23 protein-coding genes and 2 tRNA genes are annotated in these 19,781 nt (G+C 67.8%); 11 read left to right on the forward strand and 14 right to left on the reverse strand.

Annotated elements, in window-relative coordinates; all coding sequences use genetic code 11:
- Positions 1–41: 41 nt before the first annotated feature.
- Genes ORI60_RS36075 through ORI60_RS36095 form a run of 5 tightly spaced genes read left to right on the forward strand, consistent with a single transcriptional unit; the run spans position 42 to position 3,954 of the window.
- Positions 42–323, forward strand: a complete 282-nt coding sequence (locus tag ORI60_RS36075; protein WP_266042494.1) for a helix-turn-helix domain-containing protein — start codon at positions 42–44, stop codon at positions 321–323.
- The gene (locus tag ORI60_RS36080; protein ID WP_323055980.1) at positions 320–658 is read left to right on the forward strand and encodes a WhiB family transcriptional regulator; all 339 of its coding nucleotides are present in this window, start codon (positions 320–322) and stop codon (positions 656–658) included. The genes ORI60_RS36075 and ORI60_RS36080 overlap by 4 nt, the downstream gene beginning before the upstream one ends.
- Positions 655–984 carry a hypothetical protein gene (locus ORI60_RS36085; protein WP_266042496.1) on the forward strand — a complete coding sequence of 110 codons (330 nt, stop codon included), beginning with the start codon at positions 655–657 and terminating at the stop codon, positions 982–984. The genes ORI60_RS36080 and ORI60_RS36085 overlap by 4 nt, the downstream gene beginning before the upstream one ends.
- Positions 981–1,811 carry a hypothetical protein gene (locus ORI60_RS36090; protein WP_266042497.1) on the forward strand — a complete coding sequence of 277 codons (831 nt, stop codon included), beginning with the start codon at positions 981–983 and terminating at the stop codon, positions 1,809–1,811. Before ORI60_RS36085 ends, ORI60_RS36090 begins: the two co-directional genes overlap by 4 nt.
- Positions 1,804–3,954: an FtsK/SpoIIIE domain-containing protein gene (locus ORI60_RS36095; RefSeq protein ID WP_266042498.1), complete on the forward strand. Its 2,151-nt coding sequence runs from the start codon at positions 1,804–1,806 to the stop codon at positions 3,952–3,954. Before ORI60_RS36090 ends, ORI60_RS36095 begins: the two co-directional genes overlap by 8 nt.
- Before the next feature lie 188 nt (positions 3,955–4,142).
- Here ORI60_RS36095 and ORI60_RS36100 read toward each other — a convergent pair whose 3' ends face one another.
- Both ORI60_RS36100 and ORI60_RS36110 read right to left on the reverse strand, forming a co-directional pair.
- Positions 4,143–5,018: a DUF5753 domain-containing protein gene (locus ORI60_RS36100; RefSeq protein WP_266042499.1), complete on the reverse strand. Its 876-nt coding sequence runs from the start codon at positions 5,016–5,018 to the stop codon at positions 4,143–4,145.
- A 282-nt stretch (positions 5,019–5,300) separates the two neighbouring features.
- Complete coding sequence (locus ORI60_RS36110) at positions 5,301–5,666, reverse strand: hypothetical protein (RefSeq protein ID WP_266042500.1); 366 nt, start codon at positions 5,664–5,666, stop codon at positions 5,301–5,303.
- Positions 5,667–5,776: 110 nt separating this feature from the next.
- On the opposite strand from ORI60_RS36110, the gene ORI60_RS36115 reads away from it, so the two are divergent.
- The gene (locus ORI60_RS36115) at positions 5,777–6,928 is read left to right on the forward strand and encodes a hypothetical protein (protein WP_266042501.1); all 1,152 of its coding nucleotides are present in this window, start codon (positions 5,777–5,779) and stop codon (positions 6,926–6,928) included.
- Here the strand turns inward: ORI60_RS36115 and ORI60_RS36120 are convergent.
- Together ORI60_RS36120 and ORI60_RS36125 are read right to left on the reverse strand one after the other, a co-directional pair.
- A complete protein-coding gene (locus ORI60_RS36120; RefSeq protein ID WP_323055981.1) occupies positions 6,917–8,071 on the reverse strand; it encodes a tyrosine-type recombinase/integrase in 1,155 nt (384 codons plus the stop codon). The two genes, ORI60_RS36115 and ORI60_RS36120, sit on opposite strands and share 12 nt — an antisense overlap.
- A gap of 225 nt (positions 8,072–8,296) precedes the next feature.
- A tRNA-Ile gene (locus tag ORI60_RS36125) sits at positions 8,297–8,371 on the reverse strand.
- Between the two features lie 108 nt (positions 8,372–8,479).
- Here ORI60_RS36125 and ORI60_RS36130 point away from each other — a divergent pair.
- Positions 8,480–8,941 (forward strand): GNAT family N-acetyltransferase, encoded by a 462-nt coding sequence (locus tag ORI60_RS36130; RefSeq protein ID WP_266042503.1) that lies wholly within the window; start codon positions 8,480–8,482, stop codon positions 8,939–8,941.
- Here ORI60_RS36130 and ORI60_RS36135 read toward each other — a convergent pair.
- Together ORI60_RS36135 and ORI60_RS36140 are read right to left on the reverse strand one after the other, a co-directional pair.
- Entirely contained in the window at positions 8,896–9,756 is an 861-nt protein-coding gene (locus ORI60_RS36135) for an oxygenase MpaB family protein (protein WP_266042504.1), read from the reverse strand. The genes ORI60_RS36130 and ORI60_RS36135 overlap by 46 nt on opposite strands.
- Before the next feature lie 70 nt (positions 9,757–9,826).
- A tRNA-Asn gene (locus ORI60_RS36140) sits at positions 9,827–9,899 on the reverse strand.
- A 143-nt stretch (positions 9,900–10,042) separates the two neighbouring features.
- Here ORI60_RS36140 and ORI60_RS36145 point away from each other — a divergent pair.
- Positions 10,043–10,324 (forward strand): YtxH domain-containing protein, encoded by a 282-nt coding sequence (locus ORI60_RS36145; RefSeq protein WP_266042505.1) that lies wholly within the window; start codon positions 10,043–10,045, stop codon positions 10,322–10,324.
- A gap of 6 nt (positions 10,325–10,330) precedes the next feature.
- On the opposite strand, the gene ORI60_RS36150 is transcribed toward ORI60_RS36145, so the two are convergent.
- From ORI60_RS36150 to dnaG, 3 genes are read right to left on the reverse strand one after another with little or no spacing between them, the layout of a single operon-like run.
- Positions 10,331–11,071 carry a trans-aconitate 2-methyltransferase gene (locus ORI60_RS36150; RefSeq protein WP_266042506.1) on the reverse strand — a complete coding sequence of 247 codons (741 nt, stop codon included), beginning with the start codon at positions 11,069–11,071 and terminating at the stop codon, positions 10,331–10,333.
- A gap of 24 nt (positions 11,072–11,095) precedes the next feature.
- Positions 11,096–11,596 (reverse strand): hypothetical protein, encoded by a 501-nt coding sequence (locus tag ORI60_RS36155; protein WP_266042507.1) that lies wholly within the window; start codon positions 11,594–11,596, stop codon positions 11,096–11,098.
- Positions 11,596–13,485, reverse strand: coding sequence for a DNA primase (dnaG, locus tag ORI60_RS36160; RefSeq protein WP_266042508.1), 1,890 nt, complete (start codon positions 13,483–13,485; stop codon positions 11,596–11,598). Before dnaG ends, ORI60_RS36155 begins: the two co-directional genes overlap by 1 nt.
- Positions 13,486–13,520: 35 nt before the next feature.
- Here dnaG and ORI60_RS36165 point away from each other — a divergent pair, with 35 nt between their 5' ends.
- Positions 13,521–14,381, forward strand: a complete 861-nt coding sequence (locus ORI60_RS36165) for a sigma-70 family RNA polymerase sigma factor (protein WP_266042509.1) — start codon at positions 13,521–13,523, stop codon at positions 14,379–14,381.
- A gap of 112 nt (positions 14,382–14,493) precedes the next feature.
- Entirely contained in the window at positions 14,494–15,120 is a 627-nt protein-coding gene (locus tag ORI60_RS36170; protein ID WP_266042510.1) for a dioxygenase, read from the forward strand.
- A 16-nt stretch (positions 15,121–15,136) separates the two neighbouring features.
- Here the strand turns inward: ORI60_RS36170 and ORI60_RS36175 are convergent, their stop codons facing one another.
- The 3 genes from ORI60_RS36175 to ORI60_RS36185 are packed head-to-tail and all read right to left on the reverse strand — an operon-like array spanning position 15,137 to position 17,708.
- Positions 15,137–15,949, reverse strand: a complete 813-nt coding sequence (locus tag ORI60_RS36175; protein WP_266042511.1) for a class I SAM-dependent methyltransferase — start codon at positions 15,947–15,949, stop codon at positions 15,137–15,139.
- 1 nt (position 15,950) lies between these two features.
- Positions 15,951–17,069 carry a class I SAM-dependent methyltransferase gene (locus ORI60_RS36180; protein WP_266042512.1) on the reverse strand — a complete coding sequence of 373 codons (1,119 nt, stop codon included), beginning with the start codon at positions 17,067–17,069 and terminating at the stop codon, positions 15,951–15,953.
- Positions 17,070–17,111: 42 nt separating this feature from the next.
- Complete coding sequence (locus ORI60_RS36185) at positions 17,112–17,708, reverse strand: carboxymuconolactone decarboxylase family protein (RefSeq protein WP_266042513.1); 597 nt, start codon at positions 17,706–17,708, stop codon at positions 17,112–17,114.
- 82 nt (positions 17,709–17,790) lie between these two features.
- Here ORI60_RS36185 and ORI60_RS36190 point away from each other — a divergent pair, with 82 nt between their 5' ends.
- Entirely contained in the window at positions 17,791–17,967 is a 177-nt protein-coding gene (locus tag ORI60_RS36190; RefSeq protein WP_266042514.1) for a hypothetical protein, read from the forward strand.
- On the opposite strand, the gene ORI60_RS36195 is transcribed toward ORI60_RS36190, so the two are convergent.
- Together ORI60_RS36195 and ORI60_RS36200 are read right to left on the reverse strand one after the other, a co-directional pair.
- On the reverse strand, positions 17,964–18,482 hold the full coding sequence (locus ORI60_RS36195; RefSeq protein ID WP_266042515.1) for a Scr1 family TA system antitoxin-like transcriptional regulator: 519 nt from the start codon (positions 18,480–18,482) through the stop codon (positions 17,964–17,966). The genes ORI60_RS36190 and ORI60_RS36195 overlap by 4 nt on opposite strands.
- A 209-nt stretch (positions 18,483–18,691) precedes the next feature.
- Positions 18,692–19,699, reverse strand: coding sequence for a serpin family protein (locus ORI60_RS36200; protein ID WP_266042516.1), 1,008 nt, complete (start codon positions 19,697–19,699; stop codon positions 18,692–18,694).
- Positions 19,700–19,781 lie beyond the last annotated feature (82 nt).

A 19,781-nucleotide genomic window follows, 5' to 3' on the forward strand; every position in this document is an offset into this window, starting at 1 on the left:
GCCTTCATCGAAGAAATCAGTCGTCTGAAGGGCTTACAGCAATGACATCGAACAACACGGCGGGTGAACGCTCGCCGATCTTCTACACGGTGACAGAGGCTGCCCAGATCTTGCGGGTAGACGCGGCCACCATCTACCGAGCGATCAGGGAGGACGCGTTTCCCGCTGTGCGGGTGCGCACCAGGTACGTGGTCCCTGCACGGGCAGTCGAGGAGCTTGCTCGGCAGGCGGCGGAGTCCAGCGGCGTTGTCGACGTCGCGCAGATGGCCGCCGACCGTCGCAACGCCCGTGACTTCGAGCGGGCGACCGGGGGTGCGTGGTGAACCCGGAGAACTACTACGAGGTGGTGGCGGCCGAACTCGACCGGTACGCGAAGGTGCCGGACGAGGTCCTGCTGGAGATCGTGACGCGGGACGGTGCGTGCATGTGGTTGTGGGCCAACGAGGACGGCCCGGAGTGGGAGACGGAGAAGATCAGCGACCGCGAGGCCGCCGCGCGGTTGTGCGCGGACTGTCCGGTCCGGGGCGTGTGCTTGGAACTGGAGTTGCGCACAGCCGGTGAGGACACGGTGGGCGTGTGGGGTGGTCTGTCGCAGGACGACCGCCGCGAGGTATACCGGGTGTGGCGTGCTCGCCGTAAAGGCGGTGAGTCGTCATGACGATCAACCTGACTCCGACGCAGATTCTCGCTGCGGTGGGTGTGGTCGTGGTGCTGCTGTGGGTCTGGCGGGCCAGTGCCCGGCGGGCGAAGGCGGCGGCGAGCGCGGCTCGTGCCGGTGCTCGGTTGCTCTCGCTGACCGGGCGGGTGCTGCTGATGGCCGGGGCGATCGTGGGTGTCCAGTGGGTGGTGATCACGCACCCCGGCGACACGACGTTGTTGCTCGTGGTGCTGGGTCTGCCCGCGTTGTTCGCGGCGTACACGCTGACGAAGGCGCTCACGATCACCACGCATGAAGGTCCGCGTGGCCGGGGTGAGCGGCGATGAGGACGCTGGAGAGGGTTCGGGAAGGGGTGGCCGCCTTCGGGCGGCCACCCGCCGCCCCGGCAGCCGAGAGGCTCGCCGCCGACGCGGCGGAGGCTGCGGAGCTACGGGCGTACGCGACTCATCCGGACGTGATCGCGCTGCGGGTCGAGCGGGTACGCACCCAGGTCGACCGGTTGTGCTGGTCAGGGATCGTGCTCGGTCTCGGGTTCACCATGACCAACGTGCAGTCGTTCGCGGCGGCGGGAACGCCGGCGTGGTCGCTGCCGTGGCTTGCGGCATGGCTGCTCGACCCCACCGTTTCGCTGGTGCTGCTGGCGATCCTGCGAGCCGAGCAGGTCACCGCGCGATACCGGGTGCGCACGGGTTCGTGGACGCGTCGGGCGAAGTGGTTCACGCTCGCCGCCACCTACGTCATGAACACCTGGCACTCGTGGGCGGCCGGTTCGGTGTCCGGCGTGGTGCTGCACTCGGTGCCGCCGCTCGTGGTGTTCGTCGCGGCGGAGGCGGTCACGGACCTGCGAAACAAGCTCACCGAGGCCGTTGCGGCGGCGTTCATGGAAGCGTCCACACGCGCCTTGACTGTCACCGCGGACTTGCCTGCGGTCCCTGTTCACGAGCACCGAGAACCTAAGCGGAGCAACAACAAACGGCCTCGGAAGCGGGTGTCTTTTGCGGACTACCTAGGCGTGGCACGTGAAGCGTGGTCGCCTGGTGTCGACGTGAGTCCGGCATGGGTCCGTGGCGTCACCGGTTGCTCGCGCGGCCTGTCGCCTCGGGTGTCTGCCGCTCTGCTGGCGGAGTTGACCGGCGGTGGTCCCGATGAGTGAGCACGGGCAGGAGCTCACCGGGTCGGGCCAGACCCTTCCGGTTCGAGCAGTGCTCGAAGGCGAGTTCGTGAACGATGGCCCTGTCGTGCCTCCGCCGTCGTGGCGGCAAAGGTTCGTGAACGCGTGGCTTCGTTCTCCGCGTGTACCGCTGTGGGCGAAGAGCCGCGTTCACGCGGTGCAGGCTGCGAAGGACGTGACCGTGACCGCGCTGCGTTCACCGTTCCGGTTCGTCGGAGCTGTGGTGCGGGGCCTGGTGGTCGCAGTGCGGTGGTGGCGGTCATGGGTGACTGTGCGGGACTACCGCGACGCTGCCGAGCAGTCGGAGAAGCTCGCTGACAAGTTCACCGACATCCGCGCACTCACGCTGTTCCGGTGGAAGGTCACTGGGGCCGTGGCTGCCGTCATGCCCACAGCCGGCCTGGTGCTGTGGTTGCTCTACGGGCCGCGTGCGCTGTGGCTCGCTGGATTGGTCGTGGCGGTGGCGCTGGCTGTACTCGGACGTCAGCGCGACGGCAGCCCCGGACGGCGTGCGGTGCTCTCTGGACCGCGCACGCTGACGTGGACGATGGACCCGCAGGTCCTCGTGGACGCGTTCCGCGACGCCAAGCTCATCGGCAAAGACGAGACCCTGCGTCTGGTCGAGCGTGCGACCCGGCAGGGCGAAGGGTGGGCGATCACCGTTGATCTCCCGGCGACGCGCAAGGCGGTCGACATCGTGAAGAATCGCGATGCGCTGGCGTCCGCGCTCGCAGTCGATGAGATCCAACTCAACGTGGAGCGCGTCCGAGGCAACAGCGGCCATGCCGGACGGGTGGCGCTGTGGGTGGCCGATGAGGACCCCTACAGCGCACCACCAGTCCGGACGCCGCTGCTATCGGCAGAGCGGTGGGATGCGTGGCGACCAGTGCCGTTCGGCACCGACGCTCGGGGTCGCCGGATCGATCTGCCGCTGGTGTGGACATCGGTTCTGATCGGCGCAATCCCTAGGCAGGGCAAGACAATGGCCGAACGACTGGCCGCCGCGGGTTTGATCTTGGACCCGCACGTCAGGCTCTACATAGCCGACTTCAAGAACGGAAAGGACTGGAAGGCAGCCGAGCAGGTGGCGCATCGGTTCATGGCGGGCGACGATTCCGAGTATGTGCTGACCTTCGTGGACTGGCTGGCGGAGCTCGTGGCAGACGTCCAGGCCCGATACCGCCGCATGCAGGAGCTCGATGACGTCACGTGCCCGGAGTCCAAGGTCACTCCGGCGATGTCCCGTGACCTCGCGTTGGGAATGCCGATCACCGCATTGATAGTGGACGAGGTCCAGATCCCGCTGGAGGACAGGACACCTGTCGAGGTGCACGGTAAGAAGCTCACTGCTGGCGAGTACTGCGGCGAGCTGCTGATGTGGCTCGCCAAGAAGGCTCCGGCAGCTGGCGTGATCTTGGTGCTCGCCACACAGCGCCCAGACGGCAAGACCATCCCGTCCGGGCTGCGGGCAGTGCTCGGCTCACGCTTCGCGCTGCGGGTGATGGACTGGCGCGACAGCAACATCATCCTCGGCGAGCAGATGAACACCCGAGGCTACGACTCCAGCCGACTGCTGCCCTCTCACAAGGGCGTCGGCATCCTGCGGCCGGACGGCGAAGCCCAAGCAGGAGCGGACGTACTGGCGTTGACCGTGCGGACGTTCTACATGCCCAACGAAGACTGGCGGGAGATCTGCGTACAAGGCCGCGTGCTACGCGAACAGGAGGGGACTCTGTCCGGCCATGCTGCCGGGCACACCACGCGGCCGATGCTCGACCACACCAGCGTGGCCAAAGCGATCGGCAGCGTGACAGGAGCCCAATCTGAACGTGCAGGGTTGCCAGAGCCGCTTGCGTCCGTTGTGGACTACCTCGCTAGTGAACTTGATAGCGACGACAGCCGGGAGTTCGTGCCCACCGCCGAACTCGTAGCCGCACTCAACGTCGAACCCACCGTGTTCGGGCGTGACATGGCGGAGCTTGGTTGCCGACCGACGCGCGACCGTGTGACCGACGGCGATCGAGTCCGGCAGGTGCGCGGCTACGACGTAGCCGACATCCGCGCAGCGATCGAGCGCGCACGAGACAGCACCATCGACGGTGAGGTGGTCGAGAATGACCAGTGACCCGTCACTACCCGTTCCAACGGCCAATCGTCCCGTCTCACCCGATGTGACGGGGGCAAAACCGCCTCCTAGCTGCGCGTATGAGCCGCCGTGACGGGTTCCAAGCGTGACGGGCAACCCGTCACAAAGCCTGGAAATGCCACGTGCCGCGCCGTCCCGAGGGATGGCGCGGCACACCCGTCACAACCTCAATCCGTCGCGACGTCCTTGAAGTACTGCGCCGCTTTGACGATCCATCCGGTACTCACGGCCTCCGGAAGTGCCACGGTCACCAGTCGCTCGAACGTGTCCGCGTACGGTCGCCGTTCAAGCTCGCTCTCCAGCCACGTCCCGCCGTGCAGGCTGTCGAGGTACACCACGTCATTGAACTGCGGCTCACGGAACGACAGCAGCGCGAACGAGGCCGCTCCCGCGAACGCGCCCCTCTTGTCCGGCAGCAGGAACACCCGTGCACCCTCAAGTTGGGCGAACGACGCCAGTTGGAACAGCTGATCTGCCATCACCAGAGGTCCACCAACGGCACGCCTCAAGACTGCCTCGCTCAGGACGACGTCCATCCGGAGTGACGGGCCGTTGGCCAATTGATGCACCGCGTCTGCACGGTGATCCTCCAAGTAATGGCGGTGGCCCTGTTCCGAGACCGATTCCACCTGTGCGCTTCTGATCGCGACCGCGTACTCCGGCGTCCAGAGCAGCGGTGGCAGCACATCGAGCGCTACAGCTCGGATGTAGTTCGCTTCAGCTTCCACCTCGGGATAAGTCCAGCCGACGCTATGCGCCGTGCCTCTTGCCAACAGGTCGAACGTCACGGGATCGAGTGCTCGTTGTGCTCCCCAGAACACCGGGTCCCGCCGCACTGCGTCGATCCCATAGACGAGGGCCAGAGCTGTCACGTCGGCATCCGTGATCGGGACCAGCCCGTTCTGCATCGTCGACGTCTTGGCCGCCGACCAGCGCACACGTTTGGTCACCTCGTCCAGACTGAGTCCGCTTTCCCTGCGCCACAATGCAAGCGCGCGAGCAACCGCCCGGTTTTGAAGGTTGGACTTGAAGTTCTTCGGCATCGTTGGCGCGTCCAGATGATCATGAGGTGTGGAGTCGGTGGCTTGCAGAGTGGGAAGGGGCGAGAGGCGCGAGAAGCAGACACGCTTCGCAAGGCATGCCTTCTCCTAGCGCGACCAACTCGGCCGTGCCGCGTTCGATCGCTAGGCCACACAAGGCGATCAGTCGCTCTGGAACTTCATCCGTGGTTGGAGTCGGCACCATGTGACAGGTGCGCTGCGATTCGCCGACGAGTCCCTGACGCAGACGAACGAGCAAGTAGGCGGGAACTGGGCGCATCGCGATCACCGCTGGTGCGCTGAGCCGTGCGCGGCTAGCGCGGACTCATTGAGTCGGTGCCGACCAGCAGCAGAAGTGATCGCCCTGAACTCGTGCGTGTCGTCGTCGCGCGCGGCAGGCACGACGGGCGCGACTTGTTCGGACGGCTCTTGCCGTTCGCTGGCGGCCTCAAGCTCATCGACCAGGTCCAGCAGCTCATCACGGACCGCGCCGATGCGCTGGGACATCTCGGAGCACCGACGGACGTAGAGCCTGCCGAACGCCGCCACGTAGAGCGGAGGCAGCAGGAGCCAGAGAAGGAACAACAGAAGCCCAGTCGCGTCCCACACCATGACCTCACCCGCCCGCATCGACACCAGATCAGCAGACATCAGCGTCTTGCACCGCAGATTGGGTGTAAATGGCCTGGCAGCGACCTAACGCGACATGAATCGACCTACACTTGTTGGCGCTGACATTAGCGAGACGGAGAGGTCAGCCGATGAGTTCGCCAGATCGAAGCGAGCGGCCGGGGACGTTGTTCGGAGAGTTGCTCCGGCAGCGGACGCAAACAGCCGAAGAGTTCAGCCGCGAAGCGGAACGATTCGCCCGCGAACACGGCATCCGAGCCACGCTCAGCCCACGTCATGTTCAGCGCCTTGCGTCCGGCGTTCGCGCTGACGGCCGTCCGCTCGGTCCACCTCGACCGGTTACCCGCCGACTGCTCGAAGAGATGTTCAACCTGCCGATGACCCGGCTTCTCGAACCGGCGCAGGTGCCGGTTTCCTCGGTGTCGGGCGACCTGGAGTTGCAGGCCCGCATTGCCGCAGGGCGCAACATCGATGAGAGGACGGTGCGGCTCTTCCATCACCAGTTGGACATCACTCGCGTGATCGATCGCCGGCTGGGCGCACCCGCATTGCTCGGGCAGCTTCGAGCGCAGATCGACCAAATGGACGGCGTGCTGGACGACGTTCTGGACCAGCCGACTCAGGCGGACTTGGCCGCCGTGTTGGTCGATGCTTCCGCACTTGCCGGATGGCAGTCGCTTGATCAAGGGCTGACCAGCGATGCGTGGACCTACTACAACCGAGCCATACGGGCAGCGAGGCATGCGCAATCACCCGCGCTTGAGGCGTACGCGCGTGCAGGGCAAGCCGTCGTGCTGCTCGACATCGGCGAGACGCAAGCCGCAGTCGAACTGACCGCTGACGTGCGTACGACCGCGAAGGGACGAGTGCCGGACCTGCTGTTCTCATGGCTTTCCGCAGGCTATGGCGAAGCGTGCGCGGCGAACGGCGAACACCTCAGGTCGATGCGGGCATTTGATGAGGCCGTGCGCTCCATGCCAGCTACAGACACCGGGGACACGCCGTATCTCGTCTTCGACACCACCCACCTGTCCCGCTGGCGCGGTAACGCCCTTGCCCGGCTCGGTGTACGCGAAGCGATCGGCGTTCTCTCCGACGTGTTGGAGCAGCTCGACCGCAGCTTTGCGCGTGCCGAGACAATGCTGCGGGTCGATCTTGCTCAGGTGTTCATCGCGACCGGCGAGAAAGACGCAGCAGCCGCGCACATGGAACGTGCACGGCTGCTGGCAGCTCAGGTGGGTTCGGTGCGTCAGGGCAAACGCCTCACGGCCCTAGTCGGCTGACTTCTTCGGCTTCCGCTTCGGCATGCGGGAGCCGAGCAGTTCGGCCGCCTTCCGGTCGGATGCGGCGACCCAGGCCGCGTAGACGCGCAGTGTCGTCGCGCCCCCGCCGCCGTGGCCCAGTCGTCCGGCCACGGTCCTCAGATCCACACCAGCGGTGAGCAGTTCGGTTGCCGAGTAGTGCCGCAGGGCGTGAATGTGGGTCTTGATCCTCAGCCGCTCCGCCATGTCCTTGTAGCGGCTCGACACGGCGTGCGGCGAATAGGGCACGGTCGGGTCGATCTTCCGCACGCCGGTGAAGACGTACATGTCGTCCGTCCGCTCGATGCCGAGTTCGGCGAACCGCTCCTCACATCGCTGCCGGTGCTCCATGAGCAACACCACCGTCTCGGTGTCGAGCGCGATCCGGCGCATTTGATGGGTCTTGGTGTCCTTCTCCTTGCCGACACCTCGACGCAGCGTGTAGCTACGCCGGACCTCGATCACGCCCTCGTCCAGATCAACGCGCGACCACTTCAGTGCGCAGATCTCGCCACGGCGCACACCCGTGGTCATCACGAGCCAGACCAGCGTTCCCCAGTCGTCATCCATGACGAACGCTTCTTCGACCAGACGAGCAGCTTCAGCGGGCGACGGTGGGTCTGGCTGTGGTGGTTTCTGCTGCGGCTTCTTCGCCACCTTGGCCGGATTGCTCGTGACCCAGTCCCACCGGACCGCCGCGTTCATGACGCCGCTGATGATCGCGTGAATCTGCCGCACGGTCGAAGCTGCCATCGGAGAGCACTTGTGCGCCTTGCACTTCGCTTCCTTGCAGTCGTGCTGCCCCTCTGCCTTGTGCTGCTCCACGAACGGCTTGCCGTCGCACCGGGCCCGGCAGCGGCGAAGATCCGCGTAGAGGTTTTCGAGCATGCGCGCGGTCAGCTTCTTGACCTGGATGCTGCCGAGCGCGGGACGGATCGTGCGTTCGACGTACCCCTCGTAGCCTTCGCGCGTGGTGTCCTCAAGATCAGAGGTCCGCAGCCACTCATCAATGGCGTACGAGAACGACACCGTGGTGCTGGCCGCCCGTTGCGCGTCGACCTCAGCGAGTAGCCGAGTCTGCGCTTTGTCGGCCGCCTTGTAGGCAGCTTTGTTCGTGCCCTTCACCGACTCGGTGAGATAGACGTCCTTGCCTGTAACCGGGTCCTTGCCCGCGAAGACGCGGACCTGAAGCGAGTTGCCGCGAACGCGGATGCTGCCTCGCGTCCGGCGGTCTTCGGAGCCGTCTGCCCTGGTCATGACCTCATGGTCAACCCGGTGTCAATGGACAGCAACATGGACAGACGATCAAGTCTGGATCTTCGAAGAGCCCATTTACGCTGGTAGTTCTAGTGGGGAAGGTGGGGCTCGAACCCACGACCTGACGGATTATGAGTCCGCTGCTCTAACCAACTGAGCTACTTCCCCCTCGCAGCCGCGGCGCCCCCGACCCGCTAACACCGCGTGGTGGAGGATACCGATCACGCCGAACGGGCCTTGCGCACCCCCGTGGCGAGCGACACATAGGGTGGACGCGTGCGTTTGACCCTCCGCGACTTCACCCCGGCGGACGAGCCGGAGGTGCTGGCGCTGTTCGCCGACTGCGACGACTGGTTCCAGGCCGCCACGGGGCATCCGTCCGGGCCCGGTGACGTACAGAGCCTCTTCTACGCGTTGCCGGACGGGGCCGCGTCCGAGCAGAAGCACCTCCTCGTCGCGCAGGCGCAGGGCATGATCGGGTTCGTGGACCTGGTGGTCGGCCACCCCGCTCGGGGTGAGGCCAGCATCGGGTTCTTCCTGGTGCCGCGGGACCTGCGCCGGTGGGGCATCGGGCGTGAGATGGCGAGGGCTCTGGCCGAGCGCTTTCCGGACGTCACGCGGGTGCACGTGCGGCTCGACGACTTCAAGCCCGGCAACGAGTTCCTCAAGGCGATGGGCTTCGCGTTCAACGGTCAGCGGGCCGTGCTGGAGATCGCGCCCAGGTCCGACGGGCGGTAGCCGCGCGGGTAGCCCGGGTAGGTGCGGTTGCGGTTGCTGGTGAGCTTCAGGGTCTTGCGCACCGGCATCCGGCGCACGACGAAAGCCCTCAGGCGCAACGCATGCCGTCCCAAGGCGCCGACCCACGACGGGGGCGCTGTGAACCCGAACGCGCGCACCATCGCCGGGTCCAGCATCGCTACCACGGCTCGTGCGACCGCCGGGCGCGCGACGGACGGGTACCACGAGCAGAACAGGTCCAAGGTGTACTGGCCGATGCGGCGGTTCGATGGCGCGAAGACGAAGTGCTGCTGCTCGTAGGCCGTCTTGAAGGCCAGGAACTCGTCGTAGCCGGCCGGGACGTCCCTGATGCCCATGCGGGCGCCGACCGCGCGGTAGAAGTGGAACCCGGCCAGTTCCTCGGTGCGGGTCAGGGGGCGCCAGCCGTAGCGGCTCAGCCAGTCGATCGGGTCGTAGATGAACGTCGACAGCACGTAGAGCATGTCGTCGTTCGAGATCTCGTAACGGCCGTGCTGGCGGTTGACGACGCGGAGCGCCTCGCGGCCGCGTGGGGAGTCGTAGCCGTGCTCCACGAGTTCGGCCATCAGGACGGCCGTGTCGTCGTAGCGCTTCTGCGGGCGCCGTTCGAACTCTCCGGTGCGTTCCAGCAGGCCCGAGATCGTCGGGACGCAGTAGGTGCGGAACAGCGCCATCTCGAGGGACTTCTGGTAGTCCCAGGGGAACTCGAGGCCGGCGGAGATCCTCATGATCTCCTCGTGCTCGGTCACGGGGTCGAGCGCGGAGATGCGGCGGAGGTTCGCGAAGCGGGCGGCCATCCGTCCAAGCTGGCTCAAGGCCCGACAAAGCACTAGGCCCCAGTCGGATGACTGGGGCCTAGTGGCTAAGCTCCCCCAACTGGACTCGAACCAGTAACCCTGCGATTAACAGTCGCATGCTCTGCCAATTGAGCTATGGGGGAATGTTCGGTTGTTCTAGCTCGTCAGGCTTGGTTCCTCCTGACAGTGGGTAACTCTACATGAGTCGCGAAAGGGGTTTTGCAGGCACCCCCCACTTGGCGGCAACATAGGCCATGACCAGGCACGATGCGAGAGGAGACGCCACATGAAGGGCATCTTGGTAGGTGCGGCGATCGGCTACGTGCTCGGCGCGAAGGCCGGACGGGAGCGTTACGACCAGATCGTGCGCCTCTGGCACCGCTTCACCGCCAACCCGACGGTGCGCAAGACGGCCGCCCAAGCCAAGGACAAGGCGTTCGAAGCCGCAGTTCAGGCGAAGGATCTGGCCACGGACGCCGCGGAAAAGGCAGCTGAGAAGGCTCCGTGGCGCCACCACGAGGAGACCAACGGCAAGGCCGCCACTCCTCCGATGACGCCCCGGAAGTGACGAGCTTCACACCTGGGCGACCGCGAAGATCCGCCTGAAGGGGAACCAAGTGGTGCCGTCGGCTCGCTGCGGGTACGCCTCACGCAGCCGCGGCGCCAGTTCCGCCACGAAGGCGTCCCAGTCCGCTGAGGACAGTGCCGCGCGCACGGGCCGCAAAGCCGTGCCGCTCACCCATTCGAGTACCGGATCCGCGCCGGAGAGCCGCTGCACGTACGTGGTCTCCCAGACGTCCGCGACGGCGCAGTCGCCGAGCAGGTCCGCGTACTCGACAGGGGCCAGAACAGGCTTCTCCGCACGGAAGACGTGCGCCAGGCCTTCTCCCGCCACCTCGCGGATCAGGCGGTGCGAGGGGTCCGCGTAGTTGCCGGGGACCTGGAACGCGAGCCACGCGCCGGACGGCAGCGCCGCCATCCACTTCGACACGATCGAGGGATGTGACGGGACCCACTGGAGAACCGCGTTCGACACCACGACATCGGTGTCCGGCAACGGTTCCCACGTGGTCACGTCGTCCACGCGGGCGTCGACCCCGGCCGCACGCGCCGCCTCGACCATCTCCGGAGACGAGTCGAACGCCTCGACGACCGCGGAAGGCCACCGCTCGGACAGCGACGAGGTCAGGTTGCCGGGCCCGCAGCCCACGTCGACGACACGACGGGGCTCCGAGGCGCGGACGCGCCCCACGAGTTCGTAGAACGGCCTCGCCCGGTGATCGGCGAAGGCCAAGTACTGCGCCGGATCCCACATATCGCTAACAGTACACGCGTACTGCTAGCCCGCAAGCTTCGAAGCGAACGCCGAAACGGCCTCGCGCACGGCTCCCAGCTCCACGCCGGCATCCCCGCGCGCCTGCCACACCACGCCGTCACGGCCGGGGACCTTGCGCTGCAGAATCCACACACCGGGCGACTCGACGCGCTCACGCTGCCGGATCGACCCCTCGACGCGCTGGCTGATCGCCCGCAGCACGCGCCGCGGGTCTTCCAGCGCGAACCGTTGCGCGGGAAGGTCTTCCAGCAGCACGACGGGCCCTTCGGTGGAGGCCTCGGCCGCCTCCACGACCCGCAGCGAGCCCTCCCACTTCACCTTGCTGATCAGGTGCCAGCCGATCCGCCGCGGCTCGTCACCCGGCACCCACAGCCCGAGCGACGTCACCACGAGGTGCCCGCCCGTCTGCACGGGCGCGTGCGCGATCACGGTCTCGTCCTTCTCCAGCGAACCGGTGAAACCGTCCGGCGCACCGTTGCCGAACAACCGTCGGAACAACCCCACTACAGCACTCCAGCGCTCTGCTGCAGGAGCGCCTTGCGGTACTCCTCCAGCGCCACCAGGTCGCCCCACAGCGCCCGGTACTCCTCGGCGTCCTTGATCGGGGACAGCCGCCGCAGCCGCGACTTCACGTCCTCGACCTGCTTGCCGACCTGGACCTCCTGCAGCCGCGCGATGACCATCGACACGTAGCGGAACTCGTCGTTCTGCTTGACGGCCAGCGGTTCCACCGCGAGCTCGGTCAGCACCGACCGGACCGACGCGTGCGAACACGCCTGCGAGATCGCGTCCAGGTACGCCGAGCCCTCCAGGCCGCAGGACGCGCCACCGGCCGCGCGGATCGCGCGGTGCAGCGCCACGTACGCCGGGTCGGTGAAGGACTCGTCCGGCAGCGAGTCGTACAGCGGACCGGCGTACTCGGGCAGCCGGAGCGCGATCTTGAGCACCTCGCGTTCGGCCACCAGCCGGGGGTCGCGCGGGTTCGGCCGGGGCGGGCCGTCGACCTCGACGCCCAGCGCCATCTGGTTCGGGTCGACGCGCTGGGCGGTGGCGACCGGCGCCTTGCCGCTGGAGACCTGGCGGACCCGGCGCACGACCATCGCCTCGTCGTCCCAGCCCACCCACCAGGCCAGCCGCGTCGCGTAGCCGTCGCGCTTGGCCCTGTCCTTGATCTGGGCGACGAACGGCACCATCTTCTTCAGGGCCTCGACGCGGCCGTCCACGGAGTCGAGGTCGTAGGTCTTGAGCTGGGCCTTGATCGCGAACTCGATCAACGGGACGCGCCGCGCCACCAGGTCGCGCACCGCCACGTCGCCCTTGGACTGCCGCAGCTCGCACGGGTCCATGCCGTCCGGCGCGACCGCGATGTAGGTCTGCGCGGAGAAGTGCTGTTCCCCGTCGAACGCCTTCAGCGCGGCCTTCTGGCCCGCCTCGTCGCCGTCGAAGGTGAAGATGACCTCGCCGTTGACGTCGTCGTCGATCAGCAGCCTGCGCAGCACGTTCATGTGGTCCGTGCCGAACGCCGTGCCGCAGGAGGCGACCGCCGTCGGCACGCCGGCCAGGTGCATCGCCATCACGTCGGTGTAGCCCTCGACGATGACCGCCTGCTTGCGCTTGGCGATCTCGCGCTTGGCCTGGTCGAGGCCGAACAGCACCTGCGACTTCTTGTAGATCATCGACTCGCTGGTGTTGAGGTACTTCGCCTGGATCGGGTCGTCGTCGAAGATCCGCCGCGCGCCGAAGCCGACGACGTCTCCGCTGATCTCCTTGATGGGCCACAGCAACCGCCGGTGGAACCGGTCGATCGGCCCCTGCCGGCCCTCCTTGGTGAGCTGCGACTTGATCAGCTCCTGCAGCTCGAACCCGCGGCCGAGCAGGTGCTTCGTGAGCTTGTCCCAGCCGCCGGGCGCGAACCCGCAGCCGAACTGGCGTGCGGCGGCCTCGTCGAACCCGCGCTCGGCCAGGAACTCGCGCGCCGCCTGCGCCTCGGGGGTCGCGAGCTGCTCGGCGTAGTACTCGGCAGCGGCCTTGTGCGCCTCGATGAGCCTGCTGCGGGTGCCGCGGTCGCGCTGGATCGTGGCGCCGCCGCCCTCGTAGGTGAGCTGGATGCCCGCCCGGTCCGCGAGCCGCTCGACGGCCTCCACGAACGACAGGTGCTCGACCTTCATCACGAAGGCGATCACGTCGCCGCCCTCGCCGCAGCCGAAGCAGTGGAACGTGCCGTGCGACGGACGCACGTTGAACGACGGCGACTTCTCGTCGTGGAACGGGCACAACCCCTTGAGCGCTCCGCCGCCGGCGCGCTTCAGCGAAACCTGGTCACCGACGACCTCGTCGATACGGCTGCGCTCACGCACCAATGCGATGTCGCTCTCCCTGATGCGTCCTGCCACGCGTCCGAGTCTAATGCCCTGGCAAACTGCCAACCGTGACCACCGCTGACGTCTTCGGACTCCACCGGACACATCTGATCGGCGTCGCCTACCGCCTGACCGGCAGCTTCGCCGACGCCGAGGACGCCGTGCAGGAGGCGTGGCCGCGGTTCGCGAAGGCCGAGGGCGTGCAGGACGCGCGCGGCTGGCTCACGACCGTCGTCAGCCGCATCTGCCTCGACCGGCTGCGCTCCGCCGCTGTGCGCCGCGAGACGTACGTGGGCTCGTGGCTGCCCGAGCCGCTGCTCACGACCGGCGAGGACGACCCGCTGGCGAGCGTGGTGCGGTCCGACGGGGTGCGGATGGCCGCGCTGGTGGTCCTCGACAGGCTCACGCCGGACCAGCGCGTCGCGTTCGTGCTGCACGACGCGTTCTCCTTGCCGTTCAACGAGATCGCCGACGTGCTGCAGGTCTCGGAGGCGGCCGCCCGCAAGCACGCCTCGCGTGCCCGCAAGGCCGTCGCGGACGCCGAGCCACCGCCCCGCGCCGCGCTGGCCGAGCAGCAGGAGGTGCTGGAGAAGTTCCTGCGGGCCATGGCGAGCGGGGACATCGACGGCGTGCTCGCACTGCTGCACCCCGACGCGGTGATGGTCGGCGACGGCGGCGGCAAGGTGCGCACGGCGGTCAACACGGTCTCCGGAGCGGACAAGGTCGCTCGCTTCTTCCTCGGCCTGCTGCGCAAGTACGGGCACCCGGAGGAGTACCGCCCGGTGTTCGTCAACGGCGAACTGGGCGTGCTCATGCCCGCGTACGGCGAGGTGACGGCGCGCGTGACGGCGTTCACCGTGCACGACGGCAAGGTCGCGGCCGTCTACGACATCGCGAACCCGGACAAGCTGACCCACGTGGCGTTCTGACCCGGTTTTGGTCTGGACCACAACTGGAACCGGGATCGTTCCGGGGCTAACGTTCCGTCCGCTGGTCCAGCCCAAGCCCCCTGCCGCGGGTTGCAACCACCGGAGTCCGAACATGCCCGAACACGACATCCCCTCACGCCGGGCGTTCCTGGCGACCGGTGCGGCCGCCGTGGTCGCACTGACCGCCGCCGGCGCCACCACGGCGCGCAGCGCGTCCCTTCCCCTGACCCCGACCTGCGTCGATGACGACGACACCCCGTCGAACATCGAGGGTCCCTACTTCAAGCGGAACTCCCCGCAGCGCACGAACCTGCGCACGCCCGGCGTCGCCGGGATCGTGCTCAGCATCACCGGTTTCGTCTACACCATGAAGTGCCAGCCGATCCCCAACGCGCTGCTGGACTTCTGGCAGGCCGACGACCGGGGCGTGTACGACAACACCACGTTCAAGATGCGCGGCCACCAGTTCACCAACGCCTCCGGCGCGTACGTGCTGGAGACGATCGTGCCCAAGGACTACCCCGGCCGCACACCGCACATCCACGTCAAGGCCCAGCCACGCGGTGGCCGGATCCTCACCACGCAGCTGTTCTTCCCGGACAACCTCAGGGCGTACGGGATGAACGTGGCCTACCTGAACCGGCGCGACGCCTACCTCGACCGCGAGTGCGAGGTCGAGCTCGGGCCGCTCGTCGGCAACCGCTACACCGCCAAGTTCGACTTCGTCCTGGAAACCTGAACTACCGGCCCGAAGTTCACCACCGCATTCGCAGCAGCTTCCCGACGTCGCGGAGCTTCGGGATCGCGCTGACGACCTTCATCTGGATCCTGCCGGACCTGGGCAACGCGTCCAGGTGCGGCAGGTCCACGCTGCGCCAGGAGTCCACAGTGGTCAGTCCGGGGTGCAGTGCCTCGATCTCGCGCGGATCGTCGACGCCCCAGTGCAGGGTCGCGCCGGCGTTGCGCACGGCCGGGACGAGCTTCTGCAGCTTGATCCCCCACGAGCCGTAGACGTCGAACAGCAGCTCACCGCTGGAGAACCGGCTGGTGATCCTGCTGATCAACGCATGCCCCTCCGCCTGCGTCAGGTACATCGAGAGGCCCTCGAACACCGCCACGACAGGACGGTCCGCGGGCACTTCGGCGAGCCACGCGTCCTCGGTGACCGACGACGCGACGAGCCGGTAGTCGCCCTGGGGTTCGGGCAGGAGCTTGTGCCGCAACGCGACCACGTCCGGCATGTCGACGTCGACCCACCGCACGGTGTCCGGACGTTCGACGCGATGGGCGCGGGTGTCCAGGCCGCAGGCCAGGTGCAGCACCGTGCAGGACGGGGTGCGCCGCAGGAAGTCCCGCGCCCAGTCGTCGAGCACCCTGCCGCGGATGGCGACGCCGATCGCGGTGGTCGTGTTCATCCCGGTCTTGGCGAAGTCGTAGTCGATGCGGTCGACGGCGCGCTTGGCCTCGGTGTCGTGCAGCACGGACGCGGGGCGCTCGCTGTCGAGCGCCCGGCCGTACAGCGTGGCGAGCATGGTCTCCTGCGTGCCCGTCAGAGTGATCTTCTCCACGTCACACCGTCTCTCCCCGCCGGATCACGTAGGTGAAGCTCTCCCAGTCGTCCCCGGCCATGTCGTCGGCGACGATGTCGACGACCTGCGAGCCGCAGTGCGCGAAGAGCAGCCGGACGAGGTTGGTGTCCACGCCGAACATCTCGATGCCGCCGTCCTTGCGCTGGTGGGGCGCCTGCTGGGCCGCGATGACGACCTCCTGCGCCGCGCCGGACGCGGACGCGATGGGGACGGCGTCCGGCACCACGGTCACCCCGGTGCTGGCCGGCGTGCTGCCGACCGCGGCCCACCAGGTCACGGCCTCCTGCACGACGTCCAGCTCGAGGTGGTGCTCCCCGGTCTCCTCCGGCGCGACGACCTCCAGGTTCAGCTCGACGGCGGCACCGGGCGCGAGGTCGTGCGGCAGGTCGGCGCGCCCGTCGTCCCAGGTGACCGGCTCGTCGCCCTTGAGCCAGTGGTTGCCGAGCCTGATCAGCTGACCGGACGGCCAGGTGTGCGCGCTGACGTTGGTGACCCTGGCCCGCACGGTCACGGTCTGACCGGCACCGACCTGGGCGGGCACGTCGAGCAGCTCGATGCCGGCCCGCATGCCCTCCTCCGGCAGCTCCTCGCGCCTGGTCGGGCGGCACGGGAGCTGGATCACGAGCACCCCGCCCGGCCGGACGACCCGCTGCAGTTCGAGCAGGGCCTGCACTTGGAGCGCGGGCGGCGAGTGCTGCAGGGAGATGAGGCTGAGCGCCGAGTCGAACGACTCGTCGGCGAAGGGCAGCCGGTAGCCGTCGTAGGCGACGAAGCTGACCCGGTCCGGGAACTGGTTGATCCGGTTCGCCTCGTCGACCATGGACTGCGCGACGTCGACGCCCACGACCTCGTGCACGTGCGCGGCGAGCGCGTTGGACAGGCGTCCGGCGCCGCACCCGAGGTCGACCACCCGGTTCCCGAACGACAGCCCGGCCTCGTCGACGAGCTTGCGCACCGACGCGATGGGCCCGGTCGCGGTGGCGAGGAACTCGTCGAGCTCCCAGCCGCCGTTGCGCCGCTGCGGATCGGTGAGCACCGCCCACAGCGGGTCGACCCGTCCGAGGTCCTCCCAGGTGGACTTGAATCGATCGACCGGCATGCCGCTACTCCCCAGTTGCTTGGCGTGGCTCGCCAACGGACTCTATCGGCCCGGCTCGGCCGGCGTGCGCGATCCGGGCGGCTGGGCCGGCGGCACGCGGCAGGCGTCGCCACTGGTGAATCCCTGGTCCTTGATGTCGAACGCGCTGTTGAACCGGGCGCGCTGGTTCTCCAGCGCGATCTGGTAGGTCAGCGCGACGAGTTCCTTGCGCCCCAGCAGCTTCTCCAGCTCGGCGACCTGCTCGCCGGTGACCGCGACCGGGGTCTCGGTCATCGCGTCGGCGTAGGCGAGCGCCTTGCGTTCTAGGTCGGTGAACAGCGGAGACGTGGCGTAGGAGTCGATGTGCTTGAGGCGCTCGACGTCGAGGCCGCCGTGCTTCATCAGCATGGCGCCGAAGTCGACGCACCACGAACAGCCGAGCTTCACCGCCGTCCGGTAGACGCACAGCTCGAACAACGGCCCGTGGACCGCCTTCTTGACCGCCAGCTCGTGCCGGGCGCTCGCCATCAGCAGCTTCGGGTGGTGCGCCATCACGGTGACGGGTTCCGGCACGGCGCCGAACTCGCGCCGCGCGAACCAGTACACGGCCTTGAGCAGCGGGCCGGCGTCCTTCTTCGTGATTCCCTTGATCCTCGTCATGCCCACTGGACGAGGTGGCCCGCCGGAATGTGACACCTTTGGGTGACTGGGGCGCGAGCCGGTCTGCTCATAGGGTCCCTCCATGAGCAACGACTTCGTGCTGGACCTGGACCACGAGTCGGCCGGCCTGCTGGCGGGAACGCTGCTGGCAGGCGACTCGTGTGCGGTTCCGGTGCGGCACCAGAACGTCAAACTCCTGCTGTGCGCGCTGCCCGGTGAGAACGGCATGCGGCTGTTCCTGCGCCGCAACACCCCCTAGCGGTCGTACACGGCCACATATTCCATGAGCACATCGCGCGACTTCTCGTTGTCGAGCGCGACGGCGTGCATGCGCTGGAAGATCGCCACGGCCCGTTCGACGGTCGCCGCGTCGCTGGCGAGCGTCCAGTTCGCGAGGTAGACCAGCGGCGGCTCGTGCTCGTACTGGATGAGCGCGTAGTCGAGCCCGACCGCCGCCGCCCCGCCCGCGCTGGCCGGCACGACCCGGATCGACGGCGCGTGGAACAGCAGGTGCAGGACCTGGTCCTCCATCAGCCGGTTGCCGCCGACGACGGTGCGCAGCGCGTACTCGTGGATGAAGAACACGCACCGCGGCAGCACGCCGTCGCGTTGCAGCTCCGGTGTCGGCGCGAACCCCAGGGCGCTGGCCAGCGCCTTCGCGTAGCACTCGGTTCTGAGCAGGACGGGAATGGTGACGCCGCTGAAGCAGGTGATCTGGGTGGCGCCCGCTGCGGCGAGCACCACGAGCTGCTCACCTGCACCGTGCTGGGTCATGGTGGAACGGTAAGGCCATGATCATGATCTCGCCGCGCGAAACGCCTGCCCTACAGGGCGAATGCTGCCCGGAATTGATTACGGAGTGACTACCTGCGCGAGGAAGCTCCCGAACGTCCACTTTGGGCAGTGCTTCCACCCCCCGACCTGGCGGGCAGAGCGATCGTCTGCCAGACCGTGGAGGTCCAGCGCGAAGGTGGTCAGATCGCTCACGGGCGGGCGACCTGCGCGAGGAAGTAGAGCGCACCGGACCGCGCGTGCCGGACGGCCACGAGGAACGGCCGGTCGACCGCCACGACCAGCGGGTCCACCGGGATCTCCATCGACACCGTGCGGAACGTGACGGCGGTGGCCGCCGCCCCTTCGAGGCCTTCCTCGTCCAGGCGCAGCACGGCCTCGTGCACGACGTCGTCCACGAACATCCGCTCGTCCGGCGAGAGGCCGGAGAAGTCGGCGTCGCGCGCGAACATGCGCTCGACTCCCAGTTGCCGCAACGTGTTCTTGAGGTTGAACTTCGCCCGCACGTCCACTTTGGGCATCGAGAGCTCGAGCCGGGTGAAGTTCTGCGCGGTGAGCACGGACGGGCTCAGCGGCTGGTCGAGCGACTCGTCCGGCAGCAGGATCACGGCCTCGACGCCGGAGTCGGCGGGCAGCACGATCGTCTGCCAGCCTTCGTGACGGGCGTAGCGGAACTTCTCGGTGACCTTCATCGTCGGCACGTCCACGTCACCGCCGGGCGCGTGGAAGGGTTTCGCGGCGGTCTCCCAGGCGGAGAACGCGTTGAGCCAGCCGACCTTGAGGTACAGGGCGTTCACGATGATCGCGGCGGCGTCGGGCGGCGGCGGGTCCGTCAGCAGTTCGGGGATGAGGCCGCGGGTGGTCTCGGCGACGTCGGTGTTGACGAGCTTGCGGACCGTCGCGGGGTCGGAGAACGCGGTGCGCCGCACCGCACCGGCGAGCGGGAAGCCGGGGTCGACCGTCAGGTCGTCGTCGGCCCACAACGTGTTCGCGACGGCCAGTTCGGGCACGTCGAGCGCGTCGGAGGCGTCGAAGTCCCTCAGCAGGCCGTCGAGTTCGGCGCGGGTCTCGCCGCGCGCGGCCTCACGGGCGAGCGCGAGCGCGCCGGCCACCGAGAAGGGTGACCAGCACGCGTTCGTGGACGGATCAGGTACGGCGACGCGGTGCAGGTTCAGGGCGAAGTCGGCCTGATCGGTCACGGGAACACTCCCCTGTCGGCGTGGGTCTGGCAGTGACATCACGATCGGATCGTCCGGGACGGGCCGTTCTCCCGCTCCTCCC

Source organism: Lentzea sp. NEAU-D7, from assembly GCF_026242055.1.
GTDB lineage: Bacteria > Actinomycetota > Actinomycetes > Mycobacteriales > Pseudonocardiaceae > Lentzea.

Excerpts from the sequence above, each read along its gene's own strand:
- ORI60_RS36145 (WP_266042505.1), top strand. The coding sequence starts at position 10,043 with ATGAAGGGCATCTTGGTAGGTGCGGCGATCGGCTACGTGCTCGGCGCG.
- ORI60_RS36110 (WP_266042500.1), bottom strand. The coding sequence starts at position 5,666 with ATGTCTGCTGATCTGGTGTCGATGCGGGCGGGTGAGGTCATGGTGTGG.
- ORI60_RS36115 (WP_266042501.1), top strand. The coding sequence starts at position 5,777 with ATGAGTTCGCCAGATCGAAGCGAGCGGCCGGGGACGTTGTTCGGAGAG.
- ORI60_RS36180 (WP_266042512.1), bottom strand. The coding sequence starts at position 17,069 with ATGCCGGTCGATCGATTCAAGTCCACCTGGGAGGACCTCGGACGGGTC.
- ORI60_RS36075 (WP_266042494.1), top strand. The coding sequence starts at position 42 with ATGACATCGAACAACACGGCGGGTGAACGCTCGCCGATCTTCTACACG.
- ORI60_RS36190 (WP_266042514.1), top strand. The coding sequence starts at position 17,791 with ATGAGCAACGACTTCGTGCTGGACCTGGACCACGAGTCGGCCGGCCTG.
- ORI60_RS36135 (WP_266042504.1), bottom strand. The coding sequence starts at position 9,756 with ATGGCCGCCCGCTTCGCGAACCTCCGCCGCATCTCCGCGCTCGACCCC.
- ORI60_RS36090 (WP_266042497.1), top strand. The coding sequence starts at position 981 with ATGAGGACGCTGGAGAGGGTTCGGGAAGGGGTGGCCGCCTTCGGGCGG.
- ORI60_RS36095 (WP_266042498.1), top strand. The coding sequence starts at position 1,804 with ATGAGTGAGCACGGGCAGGAGCTCACCGGGTCGGGCCAGACCCTTCCG.
- ORI60_RS36170 (WP_266042510.1), top strand. The coding sequence starts at position 14,494 with ATGCCCGAACACGACATCCCCTCACGCCGGGCGTTCCTGGCGACCGGT.
- ORI60_RS36185 (WP_266042513.1), bottom strand. The coding sequence starts at position 17,708 with ATGACGAGGATCAAGGGAATCACGAAGAAGGACGCCGGCCCGCTGCTC.
- ORI60_RS36150 (WP_266042506.1), bottom strand. The coding sequence starts at position 11,071 with ATGTGGGATCCGGCGCAGTACTTGGCCTTCGCCGATCACCGGGCGAGG.
- ORI60_RS36195 (WP_266042515.1), bottom strand. The coding sequence starts at position 18,482 with ATGACCCAGCACGGTGCAGGTGAGCAGCTCGTGGTGCTCGCCGCAGCG.
- ORI60_RS36100 (WP_266042499.1), bottom strand. The coding sequence starts at position 5,018 with ATGCCGAAGAACTTCAAGTCCAACCTTCAAAACCGGGCGGTTGCTCGC.
- ORI60_RS36085 (WP_266042496.1), top strand. The coding sequence starts at position 655 with ATGACGATCAACCTGACTCCGACGCAGATTCTCGCTGCGGTGGGTGTG.